This is a genomic window from Streptomyces sp. NPDC003248 (genome assembly GCF_055563235.1).
On the sequence record NZ_JBVHDT010000014.1, the window covers coordinates 106,155 to 132,408 of the forward strand.

Sequence of the window (26,254 nt, forward strand, 5' to 3'; positions counted from 1 at the left end):
TCGTTTTGACGTCGGGGCTGGTGACAACTGGCGCCTCCAGAAATGAAGTGAGACGAGGAGGAACTATTGGCCAGAAATCCCGCGAATCAACTCGATCTTTTGCGCTGCCTTTTTTCCGTAACTGGCCAATGCTGTCAATATGACTGGGACGGAGACCGCGATCGGCTCCAAGCTTGCCGGAAGATTAAACGCGTTCACCAGATACAGGCTAGTGGCCGACAGAGAAAGAGCGATGAGTGAAGTTACGACAAGTCGAATCGAGTCACGGTCAGGGATCACCACGTGGGCAACCTTGCTATCTTCTAGCATGCTCCCGTGACGGCCGTCGGCGCACCTTTCAGCAACGAGGAGCATCACGGCACCAAACTCCATCAACTCGGCATCGGTCATTTCTTCACTCGTTTCTTCAATGCTTTGTAGGTATGTCGCAACCTTCAATGCGTGAAGTTTCACCGCTCTACGCCTTCCCCGCCTCGCAAACCCCCTCGTGAATCGATGAACCGTGCGCAGTCGAATGCGGGCGTATCGCAATTCTTTGGCGACTTTCTGAAGTGCCGCAACACGCCTTTCCCCGCCCTTGCCAAGTGCCTCCGAACATGCGACCACTACATCGGAACAACAGTATACGATCGAGGATTTGCGGTATGTCAGGACAGTTTTTCGGCCCGGGGTCCGAATTCCATCGAAGCCCAGCCCTACGCGAAATCCCAAAATTACTGGACCAAGCATGAAGGCTGCATAGTATCCGACGAGCAGGATACTGACTAGGGAAGCCCTGAGCACCCCGACAACTACGTCGACAGAGTCGGCGTTCTTTGTTGCTGCGACCACAGAGCCCAATACCTTGCCCACGATGTTTCTCGTTGAATTGGGGCGACTGTCGAGCAGCATAACAAACGGAATTATCGACCAGAACCCAGAAAGCATGCCATACAACTGGGTTACTAGCGAGCCCTTCTTGTAGTAGCGCTCGTGCACCCGCAAGGCAATCTTTACTCTTGGCTGCACCGCAGTTCCAAGCGAAAGCCGGGTCGCGGCAGCCGTAAGTTTCTCAATCTCTTTGTCGGCAGCCTCACGACGCTTCCTTTCCACCCTGTGTCGCACCCCGTTCAGCATGGGGGACATCATCCCACGGCGAGCTCTCAGAAGGGGAGTTCGGGCCTGGCTGCACCTCGCTTGATGGTCGTGACCCGCTCGTGAAAGTCGCGCGTTGCGGCCTCGCGGGGGTAGCGAGAGCGGAGTTCCTTGTCCAACTCGTCAGCGACTAAAAGTAGGGACGGGAGAGACTTGCGGTCGGCTTCGAGCGCCGTGGTGCCCATGCCGATGGCTTCCTCTATGTCACCAGTACGAGCGGCCGCCACGCCGAGGGTGAGTCGCGCTTCTGCTGCGCGCATTGGGGAGATCTCGGTGCCGTCTGGGCCGGTGCTGATGCGGATTACTGAGCGGGCGTGGGCGGCGGCGCGTTCGTCGTCTCCGAGGAGACGGTAGGCGTCCATCTCGTAGAAGTCCCACTTGTCGGGGTCGATGATGAAGTGGTGTTCGGGGTGGTCTGGGCGCGGTAGGCGGTCCAGGCGGGCGCGGCCGGCGTCGAGGGAGTCTCGGACCAGGCGGCCGTCTCCCATGCGGGCGGCGGCTCGTGCCTTGTGGGCGTAGAGCTGTACGCCGACGGAATGGGTCTGGTCGGCGACGTGGCCAGCCTCGACGGCTTCGAGCATGTCTTGCCAACGGCTCTGGGTGAGAGCGAACCATGCCTCGATCTCCCATGCCCACGCCATGATTTCGCCGTGGCCGGCCTCCTGGCCGATGCGGAGTGCGGCGGCCTTGCTGAGGTTGGCGGCCTCGCGCTGGCCTCGGTCGTACTGGACGCACGCGTTCAGCAGGAACAACCATCCGGTGTCGACGAGTAGTTCCCGGTGCTGGCGGAGGGTCATCCGGCCTTCGAGTTGCTTGGTGACGTACTGGAGGCCGTTGCGGGTGCGTTCGTGGAGGTAGTCGGCATCGGCGTATGGATACGCGCGGGCGAGTTGGTCAATGCCCTGTTCGATCGACTCCAGGGCGGCGCTGTTGATGCTGGACATCTCCGTGCGCCGGAGCATCTCGGCAATGTCCCACAGACCGGCGCCGCCCTGGGCAATCAGAGTGCTGGGGTCGTCGGTGGGGGAGGTGGTAGCCGGTCGGTCCAACTCCCATGGCCGGGGTGCGAGTCCTGCGAGGTGGCCGGGGATGCGCAGTCCATCGACGACTTCGAGGATCTTGAAGTACTGCGTGATCCGTGGGCGGACGCCCTTGCCGTCGGTCTCGGGGCGGGCCATCTTGCCGATGTGTTCGCGCTTGTAGCCGACGGCTTCGGAGATCTTGGCGTAGCTGATGTGGCCGTGGATCTTGGCGAGTCTGAAGACTTCGCCGAAGTCGTGGTTGGCGATCGCTGACCGCACGTCCGCGCGTTCGAGCACGTGTGGCGGCAGAGCTGCCGGTGTCGGTGCTACCTCGGCCATCTCACTTCCCCATCGTGATTGACCTGACGCTCTTCGTCAGATCGGCTCTCTCGATCTGCACTGACGTCCTGGCTCCGAGTGTACCGGTGAGGGGGGTCCCCAAGAGGGGGGAGCGGCAGGTGGGTTGAAGGGTGCACTCTCATCACCCTGCCGGGACGGCCTCGGTAGACGTGACCTGAGACGGGACCCGTTCATGGACTCGAGAAGAGCGCGATCACACGCGCACTTAGCGAGTGAACTGGATGCGTATGCACACTGGTTCACCGCGCCGGATCCCTCGTCCGGCGGGCACTACCTGACGCTGACGCTCTTTGCGGACTGCGGCAACGCGGCGCGCGTCGCACGTGACCAGACGGCCGAGTTCCTCCGGGGCGTGGGCGCCGGCGCGGTGGTGGACGACGCTCGGTTGATCGTGTCGGAGCTGGTCGGGAACGTGGTGAACCACGTGGTGCCGGAACGCTCCCTGACCCGCCCCGGCGGCTCCCGTCGTGTCGACGTGCACTTCAAGGTGTGGCCGAAGTGGCTTTTCATCGGGGTCGCGGACGAGGACTCGTCGCCGCCGCTGCTGCCTCTGGGCGACACGTTCTGGCCGGGCCTGATGGAAGAGCTGTCTGAGGCGGTCCTGCCGGACAGCGGCCGGGGGCTGCTCATCGTGCAGCGCTTGGCGGCGGCGGTGTGGTGGACGCCGGAAGACCGGGGAGGCAAGACCGTGTGGTGCCGCCTCGATCTCAGCTCGGGGACTTGGAGCCTGCCGTCTTGATGATCTCCGGCTGTCGTTGCGCGTCTCGCTCTCTCACGAGTGCGCGGCGGCCGGGTGCCGGACGGTAGCTCGTCCGGCGAACGAGGCGTGGCTCCTGGGACGGTTCGCTGAGATCCCCACTCAGTGCCCAGGGGCCACGCTTCACAACCTAAGACCGAGACCGGGCCACCCCATCAGCCCTGGAAAGCGAAGGGTGGCCCGGTTGGGGAACGCGAAGATCCCCGGTGCCTGATGGTACCGGGGTCTTCGTGCTGCGCATCTGCCCTGGACCAAAGAGAGTTGACGATCCGTTATCTAGATCAGGGTAGGGGTGGCACAGGTGAGCGGCTTGGGCGAGGGCTGGCCGGGTGAGGGACTGGACGACGCGTCGGGCGTGGGGTCCGGTCTGTGGGTGCGTGGCGTCGACTACATGGCGGGTTGGCGCGTGGCGCGCGAGGCTGCCGATCAACTGAACCTTGCTCTGCTCGCTGCGGAGTTCGAGCCGTCCGAGTTAAGGGCCGTCGCCGCGACGAACGACGACGGGGGCGGCCTCGTGCGCCTGGTGGGCCTGCCCAGTGCGGCGGTCCGGCTCGCAGGGCTCCTGGGGAGGCTCGCTGATGGTGACGGCGGTGTGCTGTGAGGGGTGTTTCTGCTGGTGGGTGGTGCGCGTGGGCACGTCGCCGGGCGGAGAGATTTTGGGCGGTAGCTGCCATGGGGCGAGTGAACAGGGGGCCTTACGCTGCTCAGGCGAATCGGGCAGGTGGTGCACCTGCCCGCGGTTGTGCCCGATTGGCCCCCTGTTCTTCGAGGCTCGCCCCATGGGAGCTGCCTAAAATCTCTCCGGCCGGCGACCCCCAGCCCCGTGGGCTCCGGCCCTCGGCGGCCGGTCGTCGCCTCGACTCCTTGGGCGTGCTGTCGTGTGGGGCGTCCGGCGCTCGGCCGGGACCGGCGGTCACGCCGCACGCCCGGCCGGGGCGGCCGGGCGCCCCGGCGCGCCGCAGGCGCGCCCTTGAGGAAGTGAAGGCTGTTTCGACCGATGGCCGTTGGCGATCATGCCGGGCGGCGTCGGGTGGGCTCTTTGTCGGCGGTGATCCGGTAGGTGAGTTCGGTGCGGTCGGCTCCGATGCGGAGTTCTTCGAGGATCAGTGGGTCGTCGGTGCCGCAGGTGACGCGGGAGACGTGCAGAACCGGGGTCGCGTCGGGCAGGCGCAGTGCGGTGCGCTCGTCGGGCAGCGGCATGCGGGCGCGTACCGTCTCGGACCACCACAGTTTGTGCCCGGCCTTCGTCAGCGTGGCGTAGACCGTCGCGGGTTCGATGTCCGGCGTCTCGGCGAGATCCGGTACGGCTTCGGCCGTAACGAAGGGGATCAGCGTGCGGTGCATCGCCCGCGCTCCGGTGGCCGGGTCGACCAGCAGCCGGTCACAGCCGAACAGTGCATCTTCCGCCTGGAGTTCCAGCAGGTGGGCTGTGGCTTCGGTGGCGTGGGTGCGGTAGGTGCTCGGCTCTTCGGTCTGCTGCCAGGTAGCTACGCCGTACAGCGTGAAGTGCCCGGCCGGTGTCTTGCCGACGTAGCGGGAGATGCCGGCGACGGGTCCGCTGTCGGAGCGTACGAAGCTGCCCTTGCCGTGGCGGACGTCGATGAGTCCTTCGGCGCGCAGGGCGGCGACGGCGTTGCGGACGGTCGGGCGCGAGACCTGGTAGCGCTCCATGAGCTGGGCTTCCGAGGGGAGCGGGGCGCCGGGTTCGTACTCGCCCTTGAGGATCGCTTCGCGGATGGCGGCGGCCACCTGCTGGTAGAGGGCTCCGGGGCGCTGGATCTCAGACATCTGGGCATCTCCGACGGGTCGGTGTCGTAGGCACGTCGCACGCGCGGCGTCACTCGTCAGCATAAGTAGTTGCGCACTCGCCGTACAGCACTCCACACTCATCACTCGTAAGGACAAGTGACGTCAGAAGAAGCTGACGTCGTGACTGGCCAGGGAGGCCGAAGAAATGCAGTCCATTCCCGTGGACACGGCGCGGCTGGGCGTACTGCGGTGCGCCATCGCGCCCGAAGTGAAGATCAGCAACTCCGAGACACAGGAGGTGAAGAAGGACCGGGACGGCAACCCCGTCTACACCGTGGCGGTGACCGTGCGGCAGGACCGGCGGCGGATCTCCGTCATCGAGATCGCCGTCAGCGGTGAGCCGTCCGGGATCGAGGAAGGACAGATCGTGAAGGTCACCGGGCTGGTGGCGTTCATGTGGTCGATGGGCGACCGGCACGGCGTCAGCTTCCGCGCCGACGCCATTACGCCCGTGCACGGAACTCCGGCGGTGGCGCGCAAGGGCGGTGAGGCGTGATGGAGCCGTACATCATCGCCCTCGCCCTGGCCGTGCTCGCCTGGATGCTCGTCGTCGGGGACCTGGTGCGCCGGCACCGGCCGGTCTGGCACTGGTACCTCGTCGGCTACCCGCTGACCGCGTGGCGGGTGGTGTCGACCTGGCGGCGGGTCGCCGTGCTCAACGACCTCGCGGTGTCGCGGCTCCCGGCGCGTACGCTCGTCGGTCACCTGCTGGTCAAGGGTGACCCGGTGCGGCCGGTGGCGCCGCGCTGCTCCTTCCCGCACGTCACCCCGATGGGGTTGTCCGTGCTGGTGCGGCTGCACGCGGGCCAGACCCCGGCGACCTATCTGAAGGCGGCGGACGCCTTCGTGCATGCGTGGAAGGTGCACGCCGTGCGGGTCACCTCGCCCGAACGCGGCCTCGTGCTGCTGACCGCGATGGCCAGTGATCCGCTTCAGCGGCCGGGCTTAGCCACGGCTCCGGCCGAACTCCTCTCCGCGCTGATCGGCGCGCTGGAGACGGGCGGGGCGTGGGTGATGAACCTGCGTCTCGTGCCGCACTGGCTGATCGTCGGGGCCACCCGGTCGGGCAAGTCGACGTTGCTGGCCCGGCTCATCACCCAGCTCGCCACGCAGCGGGTCGCGCTGGTCGGCATCGACTGCAAGGGCGGCATGGAACTGGGCCTGTTCGCCGGACGGCTGAGCGCGCTGGCCACGTCTCGGCGTGAGGCGGTGGCGGTGCTGTCGGCGTTGGTGGTCGACATGCAGGAGCGGATGAGTGCGTGCAGGTCGGCCGGGGTGCGCTCGATCTGGGAGCTGCCGGACAAGTTCCGGCCGGTGCCGGTCGTGGTCCTGGTCGACGAGATCGCGGAACTGTACCTGTCCGACGGCACCCGCGAGAGCAAGGCGGAAGCCGAACAGTGCTCCACGCTGCTGCTGCGGCTGGCCCAGCTCGGGGCCGCCCTCGGCATCCACCTGGTGGTGGCCGGCCAACGCGTCGGATCCGACCTCGGCCCCGGTGTCACCGCCCTGCGCGCCCAGCTTGGCGGCCGCATCTGCCACCGGGTCAACGACCCCGGCACCGCGGAAATGACGCTCGGCGACCTCAACAAGGACGCCGTGGCGGTCGCCCAGGCCATCACCCCGGAAGAGCGGGGCGTGGCGGTGTGCACCGGCCCGGACGGCGGATGGAGCCGCGCCCGCTCCCACCTCACCCCCACCGATGAGGCCGTGGCCACGGCCCGGAAGTACGGCGCGATGTCCCCGGAACTGCCCCTCGTCACCCGCGCGCTGGTCGCGCTGGAAGGAGAGTCGAAGTGATCAGCGAAGGTACGGCGTTCACGTTCGCGGTGATCTTCGGGATCATCACCGTCCTCCTCGTCCGCTCCCGCGACGTGCGCGCCTGGGAAGCGGTCTGCGTCGGCCTCTTCGGCGTCTACCTCGGCCAGACCCCCGTGGTCTTCACCATCCACGGCCTCGTGACCTGGTTCATCAGCGGCTTCTCCCACACCTGAGCAGGAAGGACACCCCGACCATGCCCATGCCTCGCGTGAGGTGCCCCCACTGCAAGGGCGACGGCGCCCGAAAGACCTGGACCGGACGCATCCGGCGCTGCCGCATCTGCCGCGGTACCGGCACCATCCGCTGACCCCCGCGCCACCCGACTGATCAGCAAGGGAGCAATTCCCATGACCGACTCCGCGCCATCCACACACATCCGTGCCGCTGCGGCGGCTCACCCTGGAAGGTCACCACCATCACCCCGGACTTAACACCGGCTGACAGGCGTGCCGCCCTCGACCGCGCGGCGCGCCTGCGTCAGCTCCCCGAAACCGACCGCGACGCCATCCGCCTCGCCCAAGACCCCAAGTTCGCCCGTTGGCTGGAGCAGATCACCGCAACCGGCGGATGCTCCCACCCCGTCCACCTCACCGGCTCGACCACCACCCTGGACGGCACGACCGGAGAGATCCTCCACCACTACGACACCCGCGACGAACCCGGCAACCGTCTCCTCGTCCGCTGCCGCAATCGCCGCGCAACCGTCTGCCCGGCCTGCTCCCGCCTCCACGCCGGAGACACTTTCCACCTCGTCCGCGCGGGCCTTCTCGGCGGCAAGAACATCCCTGCCACCGTCCGCCACCGACCCCGCCTCTTCGTCACCCTGACCGCGCCCTCCTTCGGCCCCGTCCACCACGCTGACGAACGATGCCGCCCCCGCCGCGACGGCGGCACATGCGAACACGGGCGCCCCCTCGGCTGCGGCCTGGTGCACGCTCCGGACACCTCGGTCGTCGGCCAACCGCTCTGCCCCGACTGCTACGACTACACCGGCCATGTCCTCTGGCACGCGCACGCATCCAAGCTGTGGGACCGGTTCGTCATAGACGTCCGGCGACGCCTCGCCTCCTCGGCCGGTCTCGTACAGTCCCGCTTCGCCGACCACGCCCGGCTGTCGTTCGCCCGTGTCGCCGAGTACCAGAAGCGGGCGGCCGTCCACGTCCATGCCGTCGTCCGCCTCGACGGCCCGAACGGTCCCGACGACGAACCCCCAGCCTGGGGCACGGCGGAACTCCTCATCGATGCCGTACGCGCCTCCGCCCGGCGGGTCCTGGTCTGCTCGCCCTACAGCCAGGCCGTGGGCGAGCGAGCCTTGCGCTGGGGTGAGCAGATCGACGCCCGGCCTCTGCGCACCGACGGCGACGGCCCCGATGACGACGCTGTGGCTGCGTACGTCGCCAAGTACGTGACCAAGGGAGCGAACGAAACCGGCGCCGGCCTCGACCACCCCCTGACCACCTGGGCCGATATCGCATCGGCCCCCGTCAGCGCACACGTCCGTACCCTCATGCGCGCCTGCTGGCGCCTCGGCGGCCTCCCGGAGTACGAACCGCTCCGTCTCCGCCCCTGGACCCACACCCTCGGCTACCGCGGCCACATCCTCACCAAATCCCGCGCCTACTCCACCACCTATGCCGCACTCCGCGCGGAACGCGCCCACCACATGGGCCACGACGACACTCCCGACGCGATCACCGAACGGCACTGGCGGTACAGCGGCTCCGGCCACACCCCCGGCGCGGCCCTCATAGCGGCCGGAGTCGCCGAAGACCTTGCCGTGAAGCGCGAGATCGTCCGCGAGATATGCGCAGCTGAGAGGGGGTGGCGGGGTGGCACGCCTGAGTGACGCTGACGACGATCAGGACATGGCCTGGGCGCGATCCCATGCCCGTAAGGCGCCCCGATGGTCGGACGCCCAGTGGCGCCGGATGAATGCCGCGCTGGGCCTGGAAGTCACGACTCGCGACGGAGCCCGCCACCATCGCCGTACGAGGTGACGGGCTCCGACTCTCCTACGGCTACCGCTCGGCCCAGACCGGTACCAACCGCTCACGCAGGGGTACGCGCCGGCCACTCCCCACGGGCAGCACGATCAGAGTGGTCAACGTCCTTTCGACGTACGAGCGACGCTCCGCAAGAGTGATCCCTTCCTTGTGCCACTCCTCGTCCATGTCCACGGGCTCGCCCTGGCCCGCGATAACTCGACGCTGCCACGCGTTGCGCTCCCGCTTCAGGCGCTGCTCCTCGGCCTCATACTCGGCAAGATTGGAGTAGTAGCGCTCGGCGCTGATCTTCCGCTCCCGGCGGGCCTTCTTGAGGTCGTCGATGTCCTCGTGAACGATCTTCAGTTCGGCTTCCTTCGACCACTCCTGAGGCGCCTTGACCGCCTCCCTGTGGGCGGCCTCTTCCTCGTACTTCGCGATCACGAGTTTCCCGATCAGCTCGTCCGTCTCGGGCCCCGGGATCTTGACTCCGCCGCACCCCTTACCCGTGGTCTTCGCCGGGCAGACGTAGTAGAAGTACCCCTCAGGCTTGCGCCGGCTCGGTGTCGCCTTCATCGCACGTAGCGGTGCGCCGCAGTCGTCCTTGCCGCAGCGCAGAGTGCCGGAGGCCAGGTATACGCGGGCGTTGTGGCCGCCTCCTCGCATGGGGCCGTCACCGATGATCTCTTGGATCGCTTCCCACTCTGACACTGCCAGGATGGACGTCCACTGACCCTCGACCGGGTTCCCGTTGTCGTCGTGCGCGATCCTCAGGTGCCTGATCTCCCGGCCCGACTCCGGGTCGAACTCGATCACGACATGCGACCGGTATCCGCACAGACGCGGGTTCCGCATCATGTCCCTGAGCCCGATCCATGTCCAAGGGTTGCCCTTTGAGGTGGTGACTCCCTGGCGGTTCCACTCGGCAACGACGGCATGCCACTCGGCACCCAGGATGATGCGCTTGGCGGCGTCCCGTATGAGCTTGGCTTCGGCAGGGTTCAGGGTGCGCTTGTCCTCCTGCCATCCGAACGGGCGCGTGCCGCCCACGGGTATGCCCCGGTCCCGCCTCGCCTTGTGGTTGCGGCGTACCCGGCGGGCCGTGTCGGCAGACTGCTTGTTGGCCATGGCGACGACCACACGGGCCATGGCGCGCCCGTTGTCCGTCAACAGGTCCAGCGTGCCGGTGATGTCGATGATCGGCCGGTGGTAGTGCTCCACGGTCTCGATCGCGTCTTCAAGGTGCCGGGGGTCGCGGGTCAGACGGTCGATGTCGTAGACGATCAGTCCATCAATGCGCTCGCCGTTCGGAGCCTTCGCCTGCTTCAGGTCCTCCAACGCGCCCTCGTACACGGGCCGTACGACGCGGTACCCGATGCTGCCGTCCGGCAGACGCACGCGCCGGCGCTTCCATGCTGAGGTGTCCGGCTCCATGTACGTGTACACGTACCGTCCGCCTCGGCTCTCGACGAACTGTCGGCCGTCCCTCTCCTGCTCCTCGGTGCTCTTGATGTCTCTGCCGGTTATGAACCTGGGGCGGGGCTGCCCTTCTAAGCTGCCGTCAGAAGGGAGTTCGCCCTCAGCCTCCTCGGTCGACAGACGGGCCAGACCGGCCCAGTTCTGACCTTCGAGGTTCCCCCAGTGCGCTCGCTGTACCAAGTCGTCAGCCATACAAAGAGGTTACGTTCGCGGGGGTGCTGTGCGCTGCACCAGGAGATCCCCGAGGAGAAACTCTCCCGGATCTCGGCCTACGACTGGTTCGGGTCGGTCGCGCTGGTCCCCCTCGCCACGGCCCTGGCGGGCCCCGCCGAGTCCGCGTTCGGCCGCACGGCCGCCCTGTGGGGCTGCGCCACGCTGGTCGTCGTCGTCACGGCGGCGGTGCTGTGCGTGCCCGAGGTGCGCCGTCTGACCCGCCGTACCCGGCCCGTGGGCCGGGGCGAGCCGGACGGTGGCGACATGGCCGAGAAGGACGCCCCGCACCGGGCGGACGAGGACCCGCACCGAGCGGACCAGGACCCGCATGGGGCGTACGAGGAGACGGCCGGGGCGTACGAGCGGACGGCCGGGGCGGCGGAGGCGGGGCCCGGCGGCGGCTGAGGCCCCGGGCGTCGGGCATCGGGCCCTCTTCCGGTGAGGGTGTCGGGCCACCGCGCACACCGCGCGTCCCGGTCGCCCGGTGTGCGCGGAGCACACCTGCGGCCGGCGGCCGGTGGTCAGCCGATGCCGAACGTCCCGCCGGGCGGCTCCGGCGACGGGACCGCCTCCTCGTCCCGCACCGGTACGGCGTCGCCGACGAAGTCCCGCAGGCCGGGCCCGTGTTCGACGCGGGCCGGGAAGGCGTCGGAGGCGGTGAGGCGGGCCAGGGCGGTGACGTCGAGGGGGTGGTGGGCGGCGGCGAGGACCGCGTTGCCGAAACGGCGGCCGCGCAGCACCGCCGGCTCGGCGATGAGGGCCAGTTCCTCGAAGACGGCGGCGAAGGTGGCGAGTTGGGAGCGCAGGAAGGCGAACGGCGCCGCGTCCGCGAGGTTCGCCAGGTAGACGCCGTCGGCGCGCAGGACGCGGCCGGCCTCGCGGGCGTAGGCGAGGGACGTCAGGTGGGCGGGGACGCGGGAGCCGCCGAAGACGTCGGCGACGAGCACGTCGGCGGAGCCGGCCGGGGCCGCCTCCAGCCAGGTCCGGGCGTCGGCCGCGTGCAGGGTGATGCCGCTGCCGGCCGGGACGGGCAGGTGGTCGGCCACCAGCTCCAGCAGGCCGCGGTCGGCCTCGACGACGTCCTGCCGGGAGCCCGGCCGGGTCGCGGCGACGTACCGGGGCAGGCTGAGCGCCCCGCCGCCGAGGTGCAGCGCGTCCAGTGGCCGCCCCGGCTCGGCGACGGTGTCCAGGACGTGCCCGAGCCGCCGCGCGTACTCGAACTCCAGGTGCGTCGGCTCGTCCAGGTCGACGTACGACTGCGGCGCCCCGTCGACCGTCAGCAGCCATGCCCGCTCCCGGTCCACGTCCGGCATCAGCTTGGCGGTGCCGTGGTCGACGGCTCGGGTGACGGGTATGGCTTCGCTCACCCTGTCATTGTGCCCGCGCGCGCCGGGTCACCACGGAGGGGGCCGGGGGGCCGCAGACCGGCGCCCAGGGGGGCCGTGGACCGGCGCCCGGGCGGGGCGCGCGGACCGTGCCCGGGCGGGGCGCGGACCGGCGCCGGCGGGGCGCGGACCGGCTTCCCGGCCGATCCGCGCCCCTGAGCCCATCAGGCCGGGAGCCCGTCAGGCCCTGAGCCCGTCAGGCCCTGAGCCCATCGGGCCGGATGCCCGTCAGGCCCTGAGCCCATCAGGCCTTCGGCCCTTCGGCCGCCCTCCCCCTTCGAGCCCTTCCCCCTCCCCTCCTCACACGACGGCGGTCACGGTCCCGGCGCCCACGGTCCGCCCGCCCTCGCGGATGGCGAAACCCAGTCCCGCCTCCAGCGGGACCTCACGCCCCAGTTCGACGGTCATGGTGACCGTCTCCCCGGGCCGCGCCACCGCCGCCTCGCCGAGGTCGATGTCACCGACCACGTCCGCCGTGCGGATGTAGAACTGCGGCCGGTACCCGGAGGCGACCGGCGTCGAGCGACCGCCCTCCCCCGCCGACAGCACGTACACCTGGGCGGTGAACCGCCGCCGGGGCACCACGCTCCCCGGCGCCGCGACCACGTGCCCCCGCCGGACGGCGTCCCGCGGCACGCCCCGCAGCAGCAGGGCCACGTTGTCCCCGGCCTGGGCCTCCTCCATCGGCTTGCCGAAGGTCTCCACGCCGGTCACCACGGTGTCCAGGCCGGCGCCGAGCACCTCGACCCGGTCGCCGACACGTACCGTGCCCCGCTCGACCGCGCCGGTGACGACGGTCCCCCGGCCGGTGATGGTGAGCACGTTCTCCACGGGCAGCAGGAACGGCGCGTCCACGTACCGCTCGGGCATCGGCACGTACGTGTCGACCGCGTCGAGCAGCGCGTCGATGGACGCCGTCCACCGCAGGTCGCCCTCCAGGGCCTTCAGCCCCGAGACCCGGACGACGGGCGCGGAGTCACCGCCGTAGCCGTGCGCGGAGAGCAGGTCGCGGACCTCCAGCTCCACGAGGTCGGACAGCTCCTCGTCGCCCGCGTCGGCCTTGTTGAGGGCGACGACGATGTGGTCGACGCCCACCTGCCGGGCGAGCAGGACGTGTTCGGCGGTCTGCGGCATGATCCCGTCGAGCGCGGAGACGACGAGGATCGCCCCGTCGAGCTGCGCGGCGCCGGTGACCATGTTCTTGACGTAGTCGGCGTGACCCGGCATGTCGACGTGCGCGTAGTGCCGGGTGTCGGTCTCGTACTCGACGTGCGCGATGTTGATCGTGATGCCGCGCGCCGCCTCCTCGGGGGCGCGGTCGATGCGGTCGAACGGCACGAAGGTTCCGGCGCCGCGCTCGGCGAGGACCTTGGTGATGGCGGCGGTCAGCGTGGTCTTGCCGTGGTCGACGTGTCCCATGGTGCCGATGTTCAGGTGCGGTTTGGTGCGCACGTATGCCGTCTTGGGCATGGCGGTACCTCGAAGCTCTCAGGAAGGGTGCTGCGTGACGGCCCCGGCGGCGGCGAGGACGCCGGCCGGGACGGGGACCCCTCGGAACTCTCCGACCCTCCCCCTGCGGGGTCCGCCGGACGATCCGGAGAGGGTCAGCTTCGGGCGCCGTCGACTGCGGCCGTGAGAACGGGGACGGCAGCCTTCGGGGCATCCGCGACGGCGGATGCTGCGAGGACGAAGGCGTACCGGAACATGGGGTCGATCCTCGCCGACGGTCCGACCGGTGTCGAACGGTTTTCCCCGGGTCGGCGCCTCCGGACGGGGTCGGCGCGGACGCGGGCCGACGGGCCCTGCACGGCACCGTCCGTTCCCGTAGCTGTGACGGTGCCGGCACGCTCCATACGGCGATCACACGCGTCCGTCGGTTAGTGTCGCCGGATGCTCGATGCCACCACCCGCTCTGGGGGCACCGCCACGGCCTCTCCCCGGGCCGCCGCCACGGAGCTCCTCGTCCCCGCTCCCGTGCCCGTCCCGCTCCCGCCGCCGCCCGGACCCGGGCCCGCCGGTGCCGGCGCGCGCTGCACGAGAGTGCTGCTGTCGCCGTGGTCCCGGTTCTCCCTGCTGGTCGCGCTGCTCGCGGCGGCCGCGTCGAGCGTCCTGCTCTTCGAACCGCAGAAACTGCTCGCGGACGGCTGGCCGCCCCAACTGGGCGGCGCCACGGCGGCGCTCGTGTTCGCGGTCGCGTACGGCCTGTGCACGGTGGCGTTCGTGCCGCGGCCGCTGCTGAACCTGGCCGCGGGCGCGCTGTTCGGCTGGCAGCTCGGGCTCGGCGCGGCGCTGGGGGGCACCGTGCTGGGCGCCGGGATCGCCTTCGGGCTCGGCCGGCTCCTCGGGCAGGACGCCCTGCGGCCGCTGCTGCGGGGGCGGCTCCTGCGCGCGGCGGACGGCCAGTTGAGCCGGCACGGGCTGCGTTCGATGCTGGCGGCCCGGCTGTTCCCGGGGGTGCCGTTCTGGGCCGCGAACTACTGCGCCGCCGTGTCCCGCATGGGCTGGCTGCCGTTCCTGGCCGCGACCGCGCTCGGCTCGGTCCCGAACACGGCGGCCTACGTGGTCGCCGGTGCCAGCGCCTCCTCCCCCACCTCGCCGGGGTTCCTGATCGCCCTGGCCGGCATCACCGTGCCCGCGCTGGCCGGCACGGTCGTGGCGTGGCGCAAACGCCACCACCTGCGCCGACGGTGACGTCCGCCCCGATTGGCCGCGGCAGCACGATCGGCCAAGTGCGACACACGGTACGGGCCCGGCGGACCGGTCGTGGAGGAGGACGCCGCGGACGCCTACCGGGCGTTCCTCCGAGGGGCGTCCCTGCCCGGCCGGGAGGCCGGCTAGGGCCTGTTGCGAAAGTCCCGTCGTCCGCCCGGAGGGCGGGCCTGGCGGCGTCAGGTGCGTGCTCTCGGCGTGCCGGCCCCTGGCCCTCGTACTGGATGTACTTGGGTCAGGGGCCGGTGCGGCGAGAGTGCGTGCATGGCGTCGTCGGGCAGGCGGGACTTTCGCAACAGGCCCTAGCGGCCCCGCCGGGGAGCGTCCTGTGAGACAAGGGAGCGCCGAGGAATCAGCTCCGCTCCGCTCCGCTCCCCGGGCGGGCCGTGGTCACGGCCCGCCTCACGGCTGCGGCGGCGGGTACACGTCCAGCCGTCCGCACATCCCGAACCTTCCCCGTTCCACCGGCTGTTCGGATCCCACGAGGGCGGCGGCGAGGTGGGAGACGTCGCCGGCCGCCAGCCGGTCGAGCTGGTCCCCCGTCGCCTCCGCCGCCGCCCGGGCGCCCCGCAGCCAGCGCTCGCGCCACTCGGCGAGGCGGGGCCGCACGAGGGCCGCGGCGGCCCGGTGGAAGGCGGCCAGGGCCTCGGGGCCGTCCGCCTCGCGCAGGGCGCGGTAGCCCTCCAGGGCGAGGTCGCGGCGGGCGCGGGTGAGCCGCTCGCGCTCCGCCTCCGGCGCGTCGGCCGGGACGGCGGTGGCGGCGGCGTAGGTCTCCGGGTCGGTCAGGTACCGCGGCGGCAGGGTGAGGACGGCGTCGCCCGCCTCCGGCAGTCCGCCGTTCTGCATCAGGACGGTGATGCGCAGGTCCCCTTCGTTGACCAGCCGGTGGACGGTGCCCGGGGTGAACCAGGCGACCGTGCCGGGCGTGAGGGGGGTGACCTGGTACCCGGAGGAGGTGAGCGTCTGCACCGCGCCCCGCCCGCCGGTGACGACGTACCCCTCCGAACAGGCCAGGTGCAGATGGGGCGTCCCGCCGCGCAGGCCGTCGGCGGCGGGCCAGTCGTAGACGCACAGGCGGGAGAGGCCGACGCCGCCGGGCAGGCCCGGATGCGTGCTCACCACGGGTGGGCCCGCAGGTACTCGGCGATCTCCTCCCGCTCCCAGGCCCCGTCGGCCACGACGACGCGGTAGCGGCGGGTGAGGGTGGAGCCGGGGGCCAGCTCCAGCTCGTCGTAGTAGGCCCAGGAGGGGGCGATGCCGGCGAAGGGCTCGTTGCGCACGAACCAGTGGGCGGGATGGGCGCCCCGGGCGCCGGAGTGGTCGTTCTCCGGGGCGTGGGCGAAGACGACCGTGGCGTGGCCGTCGGTGCCGTCGTGCTCGCCGGAGAGGGCGAGCCAGGGGCTCTGGGTGCCCATCAGCTCCGGGCCCTCCCCCTCGGGGCCCAGGACACGGCCGTCCCGGAAGGCGCGCGGGCCGCGCCAGAACAGGCCCGTGTAGCCGGCCGCCTCGCGTCCGGCGGTGGTCGGGCTGCCGAACCGCAGCGGCTCGTCACGGCGGTTGGTGATGGCGCTGGTCCAGGTCAGCGCCCAGGCCCCGGCGGCCCGGTCGACGTCGTGCACCTCGATCCGGCGCGTCTCCCCGGCCCACAGCTCGCCGCTGTGCGGGTGCCAGGTCAGGCGCTCGGCGATGACGGCCCGGTCGCCCTCGCAGACCAGCTCGTCGAAGCCGGCGTGCGCCATCGAGCCGACCCGCTCGGGGAGTTCGAGGTAGCCCTCGCCGTGGACGTAGCTGTTGCCGCCCCACAGGTTCGCGCCCGAGAGGTGGGAGGCGGTCAGCGACAGGCCCTTGTGCCAGCGGTGGTCGTTGGGCCGGTAGTCGGTGACGACGTCGCCCGCGAGGGTGCGCAGGGGGTGGATGTACGGCTTCGGCGCCTCCCAGGCGGCCTCCGGCCGGTAGACGTAGGCCAGCAGTTCGACGCCGGTGACCGGGTCGGCGACCGTGACGCGGTCGCCGTGCGCGTGGACGAGACGCAGACCGGTCACGCGGACACCTCCTCGGCGGCCGGGACGGCGGCCGGCGCCCAGCCGGGGGCGCCGCCGTGCAGGGCGGTGTAGTAGGGGTCGCCGGGGCCGATGCCGCCCCGCCGCACCGTGGTGTCGGTGAACGCCGACTTGTACAGCGCGGTGACCAGTTCCAGGCTGGTGCGCCCGTCGGCGCCGCTGCTGCGCGGCCGTTCGCCCGCCCGCATGCTGGCGACCAGCTCGCGCAGCTGCGCCAGGTGCGAGCTGGGCACGTCCGGTCCGAAGTCCTGCCAGGCGGCCGCCCGGTCCGCGGGGACGTCCGGGGCCGGCGTGATGCGCCAGTCGGCGTTGGAGTGGCCGTAGAGGTGCGTGAGTTCGACCGTGGCGCGTTCGCAGTCGATCCGGATGCGGCTGACCTCGTCGGGGCTGAGGACGCTGTTCACGATGGTGGCCATGGCGCCGTTCTCGAAGCGCACCAGCGCGGTGGAGACGTCCTCGGTCTCCACGTCGTGCACGAGCCGGCCGGCCATGGCGCGGACCTCGCTCCAGGGCCCGAGCAGGTCCAGCAGCAGGTCCATCTGGTGGATGCCGTGGCCCATGGCGGGCCCGCCGCCCTCGGTCCGCCAGCGGCCGCGCCAGGGCACGGCGTAGTAGGCGGTGTCGCGGTACCAGGTCGTCTGGCAGTGCGCCACCAGCGGCCGGCCGAGGGCCTCCTCGGCGAGCAGCCGCCGTACGTGCCGGGAGCCGGACCCGAAGCGGTGCTGGAAGACGATCGAGGAGTACGGGCCGCTCTCGGCCCCCTCCTCCGCCCGGACGGCGTCGTAGTCGGCGAGCGTCGGCACCGGGGGCTTCTCGCACCACACCCAGGCGCCGGCCCGCAGCGCGGCCACGCTCTGCTCGCGGTGCAGGGTCGGCGGGGTGCAGATCGTCACCAGGTCGGGGCGCTGCTCGGCGAGCATCCGGTCCAGGTCGGTGTAGGCGTGCGGGACCCCGCCTTCCGCGCAGAAGGCCTCGGCGGCGGCGCCGTCGATGTCGACGGCCGCGACGACCTCGGTCTCCCCCTCCGCCGCGAGCTGCTGGAGGGCGGGCAGGTGCGAGCCGCGGGCGATGGCACCGGTGCCGACGATGGCGGCACGGATGCGGCGGCCGGCGAGCGGAGCGGATGCGGGTGGGGTCATGGGCGTGATCAGCACTCCTCCGACGAACGACCGTACAAGCGAGCGAGCGGGCGAGCGGGCGCCTGGGCCGGCACGCCTCGCCTGGTAGGGGGAGGACGGCCGCCGCGCGCGCAGCAAGCGCTTTCTCTGCGGCAGCAACGTAAGCGGCCGCCCACCGGTGGGTCAACACATCCGCGCAGGTCGGCTGCCACGCGCGCCTCCCCTCCGCGGTCCCCTTCGAAACCCCTGTGCCCGGCCTGTCGCCGGGGGACGCTACGCTGCCCTTCGACACACCACTTGATCACCTCGTGCGGCGGCCCGCCGGGTCCGTCGCCCCCTCTCCGATCGGCACTTGGACTCCGCAACCTCATGTCTTGGTTTGAATCCCTCATCCTCGGACTCGTCCAGGGGCTGACCGAGTTCCTCCCCGTCTCCTCCAGCGCGCACCTGCGGCTGACCGCCGCCTTCTCGGGCTGGGAGGATCCCGGCGCCGCCTTCACGGCGATCACCCAGATCGGCACCGAGGCCGCGGTGCTCATCTACTTCCGCAAGGACATCGGGCGCATCCTCTCGGCCTGGTCCCGCTCGCTCTTCGACAAGACGATGCGCAAGGACCACGACGCCCAGATGGGCTGGCTGGTCATCGTCGGCTCGATCCCGATCGGCGTGCTCGGCGTCACGCTCAAGGACCAGATCGAGGGTCCCTTCCGCGATCTGCGGGTCACCGCGACCATGCTCGTGGTGGTCGGCGTCGTGATCGGCATCGCCGACCGGCTCGCGGCCCGCGACGAGAAGGCCGGGCGCCACCGCGCGCCCAAGCAGCGCAAGACCCTGGACAACCTGGGCGTGAAGGACGGCCTGATCTTCGGCCTCTGCCAGGCCTGCGCCCTGATCCCCGGCGTCTCCCGCTCCGGCGCCACCATCAGCGGCGGCCTGTTCATGGGCTACCAGCGCGAGGCTGCGGCCCGGTACTCGTTCCTGCTCGCCATCCCCGCGGTCCTCGCCTCCGGCACCTTCGAACTGAAGGACGCGATGGAGGGCGGCCATGTGGACTGGGGGCCGACGGCGTTCGCGACGGTGATCGCGTTCGCGTCCGGGTACGCGGTCATCGCGTGGTTCATGAAGTTCATCAGCACCAAGTCCTTCATGCCGTTCGTCTACTACCGCGTGGTGCTCGGCATCGTGCTGATCGGCCTGGTCACGGCGGGCGTCCTCAGCCCGCACGCGGCGGAGTCGGCGGGCTGACGCAGTGCACACATGGAGCGCCGTCCAGCATTTCCTGGCGCCTGACGGCATCACCACGCCATGATCATCTCCCACTCGTCTCCCACCCAGGAGACCGGGAGACGATCAGCCAGAAGTGCGCACCTGCAAACTCGGGAGCAGCAGAAGGGCCCGCACAGCAGCAGCTGTGCGGGCCCTTCTGCGCGGCGGCCGGCCCGGGTCAGTCGAGGCCGAGGCGCGCCGGCAGGCCCTGGCCACGGCCGGCGAGCCCCTTCTCCGGGGCCGGGCTGATGGTGGCAAGTGCCACTGCGGCCGTCACGATGACGTCGACCCAGGGGGTCGTCGAGCTGCCGCTGCACATGGCCTGGTCCGGGATGACCTCGTACGACCTGGGCAAGCCGCGCCAGCGCATGGGCCTGTACCGCACTGTCTTGCATGAGGGCCTGCACGACGACCTGCCCCGCTACCTCAACCAGGACCTGCTCCTCCAGCTGTGGCCGGTGCTGCGCACCCTCGTCGGCCGCACCGTGCGCACCGTGTGGGAGGACGCCTTCGCCCAGCTCGCCTCCCGCACCCAGGCAGCCGCGTGACGGACATGCCGGAGCTGCACGTGCGGCTCCTGGCGGATGTGATCGCCCTCGGCTCCCCGTATCCCCTGGTCCTCACTGGCGGGTAGGCCGTGCGGGCGCACCGCCTCGTGAACCGCCCCGGCCAGGACCTCGATGTCGCCACCGAGAACCCGGCGCCCATGGCCGACATCGCGGCCACGCTCCGCGCCGGCCTGGAAGCCCGCGGCTGGAAGGTGCACGCGCTGGAGACCGCCCCGCTGTCCGCCCGCTTCACCGTGACCGACCCGGCCACCGGGCAGGACTGCGAGGTCGACATCCTCAAGGACATCTTCTGGCGGCCGGTCGCCCAGAGCCCGTACGGGCCCGTCCTCGCGGAGGAGGACGTGATCGGGACCAAGGTCCGCGCCCTCGCCGACCGCGGAGCGCCCCGTGCCCTGATCGACGTGTTCGCAGCCTCCCGCCGTTGGAACACCGCCGATCTCGAGGAATTCGGCCGTCGCCACGCCCGCGGCCGCTTCGAGCGCGAAGACCTGCAGGCAAACCTCGCCGGATCCGAGTGGACCGACGACGAAGCCTTCGCCGCCTACGGCCTGGACCAGGCGACCATCACCGCTCCTCGTGCCTGGGCCGTGGAGTGGGCCGACGACCTCGCGGCCCGATTCCTCGAAGAGTCAGATGATCCGGACATCGACTGATCACATTGACCGACCACCGGAAACGGGAGCCCGGGGAAGCCGAGCGAGGGGCAAGTACGGACTTCCCCCGAGCCCGCAGTCTGACGACGTTCTATCAGCGCGGACGGCCGCCGCTGAGGTGGCGAAAGAAAAGCTCCTCGCTCGCCAACACTGCTCTTCCAGTGGCCTGACCAGCCAGGTGTGTCCGGCCGGATCGAGGAGACGTTGGGAGCCGTCCGCATTCGCCTCGGCGCCGTCCCGGTCGAGCTCCCCGCCCCCTCGCTGAACTGGCCCTCCAACAGGTCGCGGTTCGCCGCGGCCATGCCGTCCTCGGCCGGACGGACTCTCCCTGGCTGTTCCCCGGAGGCCAGCCCGGCCGGCCGATCAGCGCCTGGGCCATGGGCGAACGGCTCCGCAAACTCGGCATCCGCCCCGCCCAAACCCGCTCGACCGCACTGTTCCAGCTCCCAACCGAACTGCCCGCCGCGGTCCTCGCCCGCACCCTCGGCATCGACATCACCGTCGCCGTCAAGTGGCAGTGAGCCACCGCCGGAGACTGGGCCGCCTACGCCGCCGAGGTCAGCCGCCGCACTTCAGCACAACCTCCATCCACGAACCAGGAGTACCGACATGAAATTTGATGATCATCGCGTGGTCATTACCGCAGCCGGACGCGATTTCGGACGCACTTTGGCCATCCGTCTCGCGGGCCTCGGAGCCGAGGTCTTTCTCTCCGCGCGCACTCTCGCCGCCGCTGAACGTGTCCGCGACCAGATTCGCGGCCGAGGACACCAGCAGGTCCCCACGCCTTCGCCGCGACCTGACGGACCCGGCCTCGATCGGCGACTTCGCTGCCGGCGTCGCCCGGCACACCGACCGCATTGACGCCAGTTCCTGCGTCGCAGCGGACGCGCCGTTGGCGCACCGCCGGCCCGCCGCGCGGCTTTCGACGTGTGGCCGACGTGACGTGCGGCCCGAAGCGCGCGGCACGCGGCACGCGACGCCCGGGCACGCGGCGCCCGGCGCCCGGCGCCCCACTCTCCGCTGACGAGGGGCAGCGTGAGGGAGCCGTACGGAACCAGTCCACGCACCGCCGACCACCCGGTCACGCGGTCGGCCGGACGACGGCGGTGACCGAACCCGTACGGTCCGCGTAGTCGGCCGGTAGCGCAGTGTCAGTGCTTGCGCCTACTCTGTGGCACATGTCCCCCACATCTTCCACCCCTGGTTCCGTGCGGTCTGCCGCCGAGCTGAACGAGCAGATCCGGGCCCTGTGGCGGCGCTCGAGCGGGTCCCTGTCGGCGCAGGAGCGGGTCGAGTACGAGCTGCTGGTGGTGGAGTGGGCGGCGGCGATCCGCGACGAGGTGGTCGAAGCGGCCTGAGCCCACCGCCGTCCGCCGCCGTCCACCCCCGCCCGCGGAACCTCTCCCCGCCCTTCCCCGCACACGGAGCCTCTCGGCCGCCCCTCCGGCCCCCACCGCCCGCCGAGGCCCGGCCTACCGGCCCCCCGCCACCCGCAGCACCGCCCCCGTCGTGTACGACGCCTCGGGCGACATCAGCCACGCCACCGCCGCCGCGATCTCCTCGGCCTGGCCGGGCCGCCGCAGCGGGATGGAGGCGGCGGCCCGCCGGGGCCGGTCCGGATCGCCCATCGCTGCGTGGATCTCCGTGTCGGTCACGCCGGGCGCCACCGCGTTGACGCGGATTCCGTCGGGCCCGAGCTCCTTGGACAGGCCCACGGTGAGGGCGTCCACGGCGGCCTTGGTCGCCGCGTAGTGGACGTACTCGCCGGGGCTGCCGAGTGTCGCGGCCGCCGAGGAGATGTTGACGATCACGCCGTCGCCCCGAGGCACCATCAGCTGCGCCGCCCGCCGCGCGCACAGCAGCACGCCCAGCAGGTTGACGTCCACGACGCGGCGCAGCTCCTCGGTGCCGGCGTCGACGAGGGGCCCGAGGAGACCGGTCACGGCGGCGTTGTTCACCAGGCCCGTCACCGGCCCGAGCCGGTCCTCCGCGACCGAGAAGAGCCGCTCCACGTCGGCCTCCTCCGAGGTGTCGACCCGCACCGCGACGGCGCGGACGCCGGCCGCCCGTACCGCGCCGGCCACCGTCTCCGCAGCGTCGGCGTCACGGACGTATCCCACCGCCACGTCGTGCCCGTCGGCGGCGAGCCGTCGGCAGACCGCGGCGCCGATCCCCCGGCTGCCGCCCGTGACGACGGTGACGAGCCGCTTCATGACCCTCTCCTGACTCCGTCGGTGATCACCGTGGCGAGCCTACGCGCCCAGCCTCCCGGCGCGGCCCGGCGCGGCCCGGCGCGGCCCGACGCGGCCCGGCGCGGCCCGGGCGCGGCGCGACGCGGAACCGGCACGGACCGGGCGGCGCCTGTCCGTCGGGTGTCCGTCAGGACGGAACGGCGGCGCCGGCGGGCGACTCGTCGGCGTCGAGGTCCCGCGACGGGTCGCCGAGTTGCTCGCGCACGTGGTTCCAGACCACGGCGATCACCGCGGCGACCGGCACGGCGAGCAGGCTGCCCACGATGCCGGCGAGGCTTCCGCCCAGCGTCACGGCGAGGAGGACGACCGCGGCGTGCAGGCCGAGGCCGCGGCTCTGGATCATCGGCTGGAACACGTTGCCCTCGAGCTGCTGCACGACCACGATGACGGCCAGCACGATCAGCGCGTCGGTCAGGCCGTTCGACACCAGGGCGATGAGCACCGCGACGAAACCGGCGAACAGGGCGCCCACGATCGGCACGAACGCGGAGACGAAGGTCAGCACCGCCAGGGGCAGCACCAACGGCACGTCCAGGATCCACAGGCCGAGGCCGATCAGGACGGCGTCGAGCAGACCGACGACCGCCTGGGACCGCACGAACGCGCCCAGGGTCTCCCAGCTGCGCTCGGCCACGGCCGGGACGTCGGTGGCGAGACGGCCGGGCAACTGCCGGGACAGCCACGGCAGGAACCGCGGCCCGTCCTTGAGGAAGAAGAACATCAGGAACACCGCCAGGACGGCGGTGACGACACCGTTGACCACGGTGCTCACCCCGGTGACGACCGTGGTGACCATGCTGCCGAGGCCGTCCTGGGCGCGGGCGACCGCGGAGTCGAAGGCCTTCGTGATCTGGTCGTCGCCGATGTTCAACGGCGGCCCGGAGGCCCACTCGCGCAGTCTCTGGAGGCCTTCGACCACGCCGTCGGTCAGCTCCCCGGACTGGGACGCCACCGGGACGGCGATCAGCGCCATGACGCCCACGGCGACCAGCAGGAACAGCACGGTCACCGCCGACGCGGCCACGGCGGGAGGCCACCCGTGACGGCGCAGGAAACGCGCCAGGGGCCAGGTCAGCGTCGTGATGAGCAGGCCGACGACGAGCGGCCAGACCACCGACCACATCCGGCCCAGGACCCACAGGGCCACGGCGAGCATGACGAGCAGCAACAGCAGGTCGACGGATATGCGCGCGGACGAACGGAGCGCGGCGCGGGTCCTGTCGGGACTCAACGGGGCAGGCATGGGGGCCACCCTATGCGGCCCCCCGGCGCGGGTGGATCAGCGCGTCCTCAGGGGCCGGGCGGGGCCGTTCCCCGTGACAACAGCGCGGCAAGGGGTCGGAGTTGGCCGGCGCGCACGTGGACGCGGATCTCTGGCATCGCATCGCATCGCATCGCGTCGCGCCCCCGCACCGCCTCCTCCGCCACCGGACATGGATCTGCTCTCCGAGGCCGCCCCGCCTGCCGCGGGAAGCGAGATGCGCGTGCTGCCGCCTACGCTCGTAGGGGAACAGGTTCCCTTGGGCCGCGCGGACGCGGTCGCGGAGGTGGGCGCCGTGCGTGCCTCGCTGATACAGCTGTCCGTCGACGCGTCGGACTCCGTCGACGAGCGCCGGCGCAGGGCGGCCGCGCTGGTCCGCGGCCGGGCGGGCGACGATCTCGTGGTCCTGCCGGAGCTGTGGACGGCCGGAGCGTGGTCGTACGACAGCTGGGGGCGCGATGCCGAAGGGGTCGACGGGCCCACCGCCGAGGTCATGTCCGCCGCCGCCCGCCGGGCCGGAGCCTGGCTCCATGCCGGGTCGATCGTCGAGCGGGACGGGGACGGGACGCTGTACAACACCGCTCTCCTCTTCGACCGGGCCGGCGAACTGCGCGCCCGCTACCGCAAGATCCACCGATACGGCTTCGACACCGGCGAGGCGACCCTGATGGGCGGCGGCGCCGACATCGTCACCACGCCCACCGACTTCGGTGTCATCGGCCTTGCCGTCTGCTACGACCTCCGCTTCCCCGAACTCTTCCGGGGTCTGCTCGACGCGGGCGCGGAACTGATCGTGGTGCCTGCCGCGTGGCCCGCCGCCCGGCTCGGCCACTGGCGGCTCCTCACCCGTACGAGGGCCCTGGAGGAGCAGGTCTTCCTCCTGGCCTGTTGCGCGACGGGCACCCACGACGGTGTCCGTCAGGCCGGACACAGTGTGATCGTCGACCCCTGGGGAACCGTCCTGGGCGAGGCCCGCACCGCGGAGGAGACGGTGACGGTGGAGGCGGACATGAGAGAGGTCGCCCGGATCCGCTCCGAACTCCCCGTACTGCGCGATCGCGTCCTGTCCATCAAGGCCCCCGGAGGACGGTGACCCGGCGGCACCTTTCCCCACGCGCCCATGGCCCGGAGCCGACTACTGACTGCCAACTGCCGACTACCAACTGCCGACTGCCGACTGCCGACTGCCGACTGCCGGGCAGCAGTCGGGCGGCGGAGTCCGGATCGGAAGTCGTGCGGTCGGCGTGCTGCTTCTCGTGTCGCCCCTCATCGGTCCGGCGACCGTCCGTTATGCTCGCGTCGCCCACAAAGGTCCCGATTCTCACGGAGGACAGCACGGCGGGGATCAATCGAGAGCGCCTCGTCAGAACGCTGACGTTCTGGCTGCGGCCTGCCTTCGCGTTGCGGGTCATCAACCGGTTTCAGAAGATCATGGGTTTCGACCGCTCGATGGCACTGGCGTCCAGCGCCTTGACGACATTGGTCCCGCTCTCCATCCTCCTGGGCGCCGTCTTCGCGCACTACGATGCCGCACAGCGGATCATCAAGCGCTACAACCTCACCGGAGCAAGCGCCACGGCAGTCAACTCGCTGTTCTCCCCCGCCGAAGGGACCAGTGCGAGCGTGGGCGTCTTCGGAGTCGTGTTCCTGACGATCTCGGTGCTGAGTTTCGCGCGAGCCGCGCAGCGACTCTTCGAACAGGCGTGGGAACTCAAGCCCCTCAGTATGCGCAACACGCGCAACGGCTTGTGGTGGATCCTCACTCTCGGTGTCTATGGAGCGGTCAGCGCGTCGCTCTCCGCGCTCCTCGGCAGGGGCGCGCTGGGTGTCGCCGCCTTGGTGTGTGGAGCACCGGTGACTGCCGCATTCCTCGTCTGGAGTGGCTGGATCCTGTCAGCGAAGCGGATCAACTGGCCGGACCTGCTTCCCTTCGGCGTCACCGGCGCCGTTCTGGCGATGGCCTATTCAGTGGGCGCAAGGATCTACATGCCGCATCTCTTCAACTCCTCCGTCGCACGCTACGGGGTGGTCGGCGCCGTCTTCGCGATGATCTCCGCCCTCTTCGCAGCCATGCTCGGCCTTGTCGCATCGGCAGCACTGGGAAGAGAAGTGCGAGACGAACTCAGCCGGATCCGTCAGGGCGACCGCCCTTCCGACCACGAGGTCCGTCGGCAGTGGGACCGCGTGGTCGAGCAGACGCGGTCACAGTGGCGCACGGCACGGGAACAGGTCTCTGATCATCCATTCAGGGGCTCGAACCACTGAGGACCACGGCCGGGACCACCGCCGGCCACCGCCGACATCCTTGTCCCCAGCGCCACAAGCCAGGAAAGAGATTGCGGACGCGACTTGATGGCCCACGTCAAGCCTCGCCCAAGTCCTTTCCGCAGCCGACGCACACGAA

Annotated in this window: 24 protein-coding genes and 3 pseudogenes; 16 read left to right on the top strand and 11 right to left on the bottom strand. The window is 70.8% G+C overall.

What is annotated here, in order from left to right; genetic code table 11:
• Positions 1-63: 63 nt before the first annotated feature.
• Both ACZ3KJ_RS27905 and ACZ3KJ_RS27910 read right to left on the bottom strand, forming a co-directional pair.
• Positions 64-1,116 carry a hypothetical protein gene (locus ACZ3KJ_RS27905; protein WP_467530976.1) on the bottom strand — a complete coding sequence of 351 codons (1,053 nt, stop codon included), beginning with the start codon at positions 1,114-1,116 and terminating at the stop codon, positions 64-66.
• Between the two features lie 26 nt (positions 1,117-1,142).
• Positions 1,143-2,495, bottom strand: coding sequence for a tetratricopeptide repeat protein (locus ACZ3KJ_RS27910; protein WP_467530977.1), 1,353 nt, complete (start codon positions 2,493-2,495; stop codon positions 1,143-1,145).
• A 193-nt stretch (positions 2,496-2,688) separates the two neighbouring features.
• Here ACZ3KJ_RS27910 and ACZ3KJ_RS27915 point away from each other — a divergent pair, with 193 nt between their 5' ends.
• Both ACZ3KJ_RS27915 and ACZ3KJ_RS27920 read left to right on the top strand, forming a co-directional pair.
• On the top strand, positions 2,689-3,255 hold the full coding sequence (locus ACZ3KJ_RS27915) for an ATP-binding protein (protein WP_467530979.1): 567 nt from the start codon (positions 2,689-2,691) through the stop codon (positions 3,253-3,255).
• A 319-nt stretch (positions 3,256-3,574) separates the two neighbouring features.
• On the top strand, positions 3,575-3,874 hold the full coding sequence (locus ACZ3KJ_RS27920; protein WP_467530980.1) for a hypothetical protein: 300 nt from the start codon (positions 3,575-3,577) through the stop codon (positions 3,872-3,874).
• 410 nt (positions 3,875-4,284) lie between these two features.
• Here the strand turns inward: ACZ3KJ_RS27920 and ACZ3KJ_RS27925 are convergent, their stop codons facing one another.
• The gene (locus ACZ3KJ_RS27925; RefSeq protein WP_467530982.1) at positions 4,285-5,061 is read right to left on the bottom strand and encodes a GntR family transcriptional regulator; all 777 of its coding nucleotides are present in this window, start codon (positions 5,059-5,061) and stop codon (positions 4,285-4,287) included.
• Positions 5,062-5,227: 166 nt separating this feature from the next.
• Between ACZ3KJ_RS27925 and ACZ3KJ_RS27930 the strand changes: the two genes are divergently transcribed.
• From ACZ3KJ_RS27930 to ACZ3KJ_RS27945, 4 genes are all read left to right on the top strand, one after another.
• Entirely contained in the window at positions 5,228-5,578 is a 351-nt protein-coding gene (locus tag ACZ3KJ_RS27930) for an SCO3933 family regulatory protein (RefSeq protein WP_467530983.1), read from the top strand.
• The gene (locus ACZ3KJ_RS27935) at positions 5,578-6,879 is read left to right on the top strand and encodes an FtsK/SpoIIIE domain-containing protein (RefSeq protein ID WP_467531095.1); all 1,302 of its coding nucleotides are present in this window, start codon (positions 5,578-5,580) and stop codon (positions 6,877-6,879) included. Before ACZ3KJ_RS27930 ends, ACZ3KJ_RS27935 begins: the two co-directional genes overlap by 1 nt.
• Positions 6,876-7,073 carry a hypothetical protein gene (locus ACZ3KJ_RS27940; RefSeq protein ID WP_020130201.1) on the top strand — a complete coding sequence of 66 codons (198 nt, stop codon included), beginning with the start codon at positions 6,876-6,878 and terminating at the stop codon, positions 7,071-7,073. Before ACZ3KJ_RS27935 ends, ACZ3KJ_RS27940 begins: the two co-directional genes overlap by 4 nt.
• Before the next feature lie 299 nt (positions 7,074-7,372).
• Complete coding sequence (locus tag ACZ3KJ_RS27945; protein WP_467531097.1) at positions 7,373-8,746, top strand: replication initiator; 1,374 nt, start codon at positions 7,373-7,375, stop codon at positions 8,744-8,746.
• Positions 8,747-8,918: 172 nt separating this feature from the next.
• On the opposite strand, the gene ACZ3KJ_RS27950 is transcribed toward ACZ3KJ_RS27945, so the two are convergent.
• The gene (locus ACZ3KJ_RS27950; protein ID WP_467530985.1) at positions 8,919-10,553 is read right to left on the bottom strand and encodes a recombinase family protein; all 1,635 of its coding nucleotides are present in this window, start codon (positions 10,551-10,553) and stop codon (positions 8,919-8,921) included.
• A gap of 30 nt (positions 10,554-10,583) precedes the next feature.
• On the opposite strand from ACZ3KJ_RS27950, the pseudogene ACZ3KJ_RS27955 reads away from it, so the two are divergent.
• Positions 10,584-10,979: pseudogene (locus tag ACZ3KJ_RS27955) on the top strand (hypothetical protein); the annotation flags it as partial.
• Between the two features lie 116 nt (positions 10,980-11,095).
• Here the strand turns inward: ACZ3KJ_RS27955 and ACZ3KJ_RS27960 are convergent.
• Together ACZ3KJ_RS27960 and tuf are read right to left on the bottom strand one after the other, a co-directional pair.
• Positions 11,096-11,941: a spermidine synthase gene (locus tag ACZ3KJ_RS27960; RefSeq protein WP_467530987.1), complete on the bottom strand. Its 846-nt coding sequence runs from the start codon at positions 11,939-11,941 to the stop codon at positions 11,096-11,098.
• 318 nt (positions 11,942-12,259) lie between these two features.
• Positions 12,260-13,429, bottom strand: coding sequence for an elongation factor Tu (gene tuf, locus ACZ3KJ_RS27965; RefSeq protein WP_467530988.1), 1,170 nt, complete (start codon positions 13,427-13,429; stop codon positions 12,260-12,262).
• Between the two features lie 420 nt (positions 13,430-13,849).
• On the opposite strand from tuf, the gene ACZ3KJ_RS27970 reads away from it, so the two are divergent.
• Entirely contained in the window at positions 13,850-14,650 is an 801-nt protein-coding gene (locus ACZ3KJ_RS27970) for a TVP38/TMEM64 family protein (RefSeq protein WP_467530990.1), read from the top strand.
• A 420-nt stretch (positions 14,651-15,070) separates the two neighbouring features.
• Here ACZ3KJ_RS27970 and ACZ3KJ_RS27975 read toward each other — a convergent pair whose 3' ends face one another.
• The 3 genes from ACZ3KJ_RS27975 to ACZ3KJ_RS27985 are packed head-to-tail and all read right to left on the bottom strand — an operon-like array spanning position 15,071 to position 17,867.
• The gene (locus ACZ3KJ_RS27975; protein ID WP_467530991.1) at positions 15,071-15,790 is read right to left on the bottom strand and encodes a cupin domain-containing protein; all 720 of its coding nucleotides are present in this window, start codon (positions 15,788-15,790) and stop codon (positions 15,071-15,073) included.
• Positions 15,784-16,710, bottom strand: coding sequence for a DUF6807 domain-containing protein (locus ACZ3KJ_RS27980; protein ID WP_467530993.1), 927 nt, complete (start codon positions 16,708-16,710; stop codon positions 15,784-15,786). Before ACZ3KJ_RS27980 ends, ACZ3KJ_RS27975 begins: the two co-directional genes overlap by 7 nt.
• Positions 16,707-17,867 carry a Gfo/Idh/MocA family protein gene (locus ACZ3KJ_RS27985; protein ID WP_467530995.1) on the bottom strand — a complete coding sequence of 387 codons (1,161 nt, stop codon included), beginning with the start codon at positions 17,865-17,867 and terminating at the stop codon, positions 16,707-16,709. The genes ACZ3KJ_RS27980 and ACZ3KJ_RS27985 overlap by 4 nt, the downstream gene beginning before the upstream one ends.
• A gap of 348 nt (positions 17,868-18,215) precedes the next feature.
• On the opposite strand from ACZ3KJ_RS27985, the gene ACZ3KJ_RS27990 reads away from it, so the two are divergent.
• From ACZ3KJ_RS27990 to ACZ3KJ_RS28015, 6 genes and pseudogenes are all read left to right on the top strand, one after another.
• On the top strand, positions 18,216-19,091 hold the full coding sequence (locus tag ACZ3KJ_RS27990) for an undecaprenyl-diphosphate phosphatase (RefSeq protein ID WP_467530997.1): 876 nt from the start codon (positions 18,216-18,218) through the stop codon (positions 19,089-19,091).
• A 269-nt stretch (positions 19,092-19,360) separates the two neighbouring features.
• Positions 19,361-19,660, top strand: a complete 300-nt coding sequence (locus tag ACZ3KJ_RS27995) for a transcriptional regulator (RefSeq protein ID WP_467530998.1) — start codon at positions 19,361-19,363, stop codon at positions 19,658-19,660.
• A 5-nt stretch (positions 19,661-19,665) separates the two neighbouring features.
• Positions 19,666-20,334 (top strand): annotated as a pseudogene (locus ACZ3KJ_RS28000) (nucleotidyl transferase AbiEii/AbiGii toxin family protein).
• Between the two features lie 377 nt (positions 20,335-20,711).
• Positions 20,712-20,855: a hypothetical protein gene (locus tag ACZ3KJ_RS28005; RefSeq protein ID WP_467531000.1), complete on the top strand. Its 144-nt coding sequence runs from the start codon at positions 20,712-20,714 to the stop codon at positions 20,853-20,855.
• 88 nt (positions 20,856-20,943) lie between these two features.
• Positions 20,944-21,199: pseudogene (locus tag ACZ3KJ_RS28010) on the top strand (SDR family NAD(P)-dependent oxidoreductase); the annotation flags it as partial.
• 316 nt (positions 21,200-21,515) lie between these two features.
• Positions 21,516-21,695 carry a hypothetical protein gene (locus ACZ3KJ_RS28015; RefSeq protein WP_467531002.1) on the top strand — a complete coding sequence of 60 codons (180 nt, stop codon included), beginning with the start codon at positions 21,516-21,518 and terminating at the stop codon, positions 21,693-21,695.
• A gap of 114 nt (positions 21,696-21,809) precedes the next feature.
• On the opposite strand, the gene ACZ3KJ_RS28020 is transcribed toward ACZ3KJ_RS28015, so the two are convergent.
• Positions 21,810-22,550 carry an SDR family NAD(P)-dependent oxidoreductase gene (locus tag ACZ3KJ_RS28020; RefSeq protein ID WP_467531003.1) on the bottom strand — a complete coding sequence of 247 codons (741 nt, stop codon included), beginning with the start codon at positions 22,548-22,550 and terminating at the stop codon, positions 21,810-21,812.
• Between the two features lie 166 nt (positions 22,551-22,716).
• Complete coding sequence (locus tag ACZ3KJ_RS28025) at positions 22,717-23,832, bottom strand: AI-2E family transporter (protein WP_467531005.1); 1,116 nt, start codon at positions 23,830-23,832, stop codon at positions 22,717-22,719.
• 313 nt (positions 23,833-24,145) lie between these two features.
• Here ACZ3KJ_RS28025 and ACZ3KJ_RS28030 point away from each other — a divergent pair, with 313 nt between their 5' ends.
• Together ACZ3KJ_RS28030 and ACZ3KJ_RS28035 are read left to right on the top strand one after the other, a co-directional pair.
• Positions 24,146-24,943, top strand: coding sequence for a nitrilase-related carbon-nitrogen hydrolase (locus ACZ3KJ_RS28030; RefSeq protein WP_467531007.1), 798 nt, complete (start codon positions 24,146-24,148; stop codon positions 24,941-24,943).
• Positions 24,944-25,140: 197 nt separating this feature from the next.
• Complete coding sequence (locus ACZ3KJ_RS28035) at positions 25,141-26,115, top strand: hypothetical protein (protein WP_467531009.1); 975 nt, start codon at positions 25,141-25,143, stop codon at positions 26,113-26,115.
• Positions 26,116-26,254 lie beyond the last annotated feature (139 nt).